This is a genomic window from Streptomyces flavofungini, from assembly GCF_041028215.1.
Taxonomy (GTDB): Bacteria; Actinomycetota; Actinomycetes; order Streptomycetales; family Streptomycetaceae; genus Streptomyces; species Streptomyces flavofungini_B.
This window is the reverse complement of sequence record NZ_JASKYR010001243.1, coordinates 1-1,502: the sequence shown is the minus strand read 5'-3', so window position 1 is coordinate 1,502 and position 1,502 is coordinate 1. Positions and strand designations below refer to the sequence as shown.

The following is a 1,502-nucleotide window of genomic DNA, read 5'->3' as shown; positions in this document are numbered from 1 at the left end:
GGACGGGAGGCGGCGGCGGGCCGTACGGGCCCCCGGCCGCGACGGTCGGCTGGTGGGTGAGCGCCGTCTCCGTCATCGGCCTGCCGCCGGAGGCGACGAGCCGCAGATCGCGCTCGGCGTCGGCGGCGGACATCCGCTCGGCCGGGTCCTTGCGCAGCAGCCCCTCGATGACCGGGGTGAGCGGCCCCGCGCTGCGTGCGGGCGGCAACTGCTCGTCCACCACCGCGCGCAGCGTGCTCAGCGGGGTGTCCTGGCGGAAGGGGGAGCTGCCCTCCACCGCCGCGTACAGCAGCACGCCGAGGGACCACAGGTCGGAGGCGGGCCCGGGGCGCTGCCCGAGCGCGCGCTCGGGGGCGAGGAACTCCGGGGAGCCGACGACCTCGCCGGTCATCGTCAGCGCCGAGCTGCCCTCGACCATGGCGATGCCGAAGTCGGTCAGGACGACGCGGCCGTCGTTGGCGATCAGTACGTTGCCGGGCTTGACGTCACGGTGCAGGACCCCGGCGTCATGGGCGGCGCGCAGGGCCGCGAGCACCTCGGCGCCGATGCGGGCGACGCGCTGCACGGGCAGGGCGCCCTCCGCGTCGAGCACGTCGGACAGGGACAGGCCCCGGACGAGCTCCATGACGATCCACGGACGCCCCTCCTCCATCGCCACGTCGTAGACCGTCACGACATTGCGGTGCGGGATGCGGGCGGCGGCCCAGGCCTCCCGCTCCAGGCGGGCGTAGAGCCGGTCGACCTCGCCCGAGGGGAGCCCGGCGGGCGCGCGCACCTCCTTGACGGCGACCTCGCGCTGGAGCACGTCGTCACGGGCCCGCCACACGGTGCCCATGCCGCCCTCGCCCAGCGGCGACAGAAGGCGGTACCGCCCGGCGATCACGCGCTCTGGCTGGCTCACGGGGCGCCCCCATCCGCGACGGTGCGTTTCTCCACAAAAGTAGTCACGTGAGATAGCCCACGTCGACCCGGTGGAGCCAGAAGCGGCCTCGGGCGAAGATCCCGCGGAGCCCGGCGGTGGAGCGCTCTCCCCGCGACCCCCTATGCCAAATGTCCAAGTCGCCCTGGAATCAGTTGGATTCGGAGAGTAATCGTCAACCTCCTTACGGGGAAGGTGAATCCTGCCACCGGGATACACGGGTGTCGTGGTGGGGCGATAGGGTTAACTTGCCCTGGGCCGGGTGCCCTCGTACGGGTGGGGAGTGACATGGAACAGATAACGGTGCGCAGCAGGGCGCGTGTCCCTGCGATCACGTGTGGAAGCAGTGCGACCAGCTCGCGCCTCGACCGCCATCTCTCGGTGCTGGGCGGCCCCGCCGTCCCGCAGCGCGAGTCGCACGAGGCGACGTTGCTGATGCGTGAGCTGACTTCACGTGACGCCGCGCACGCCCGTAGCAGCAGGGGTGCACGAGTGAGGCATGTCTCGCTCTTCGCGCCACTGCGTCGGCTGCGGCGCTCGCTTTTCGGCGGACGCTGACCACGGGTGGTCCCCGGGACTGAGC

The 1,502-nt window shown here is 72.2% G+C and carries 2 protein-coding genes; one reads left to right on the top strand and one right to left on the bottom strand.

The genetic code is table 11. The features are described 5' to 3' along the window. The coding region (locus AB8Z36_RS40100; RefSeq protein ID WP_369218285.1) for a serine/threonine-protein kinase at positions 1 to 835 on the bottom strand (835 nt) is incomplete at its 3' end. A gap of 372 nt (positions 836 to 1,207) precedes the next feature. Between AB8Z36_RS40100 and AB8Z36_RS40095 the strand changes: the two genes are divergently transcribed. Next, positions 1,208 to 1,477 (top strand): hypothetical protein, encoded by a 270-nt coding sequence (locus tag AB8Z36_RS40095; protein WP_369218284.1) that lies wholly within the window; start codon positions 1,208 to 1,210, stop codon positions 1,475 to 1,477. The last annotated feature ends 25 nt before the right edge of the window (positions 1,478 to 1,502 follow it).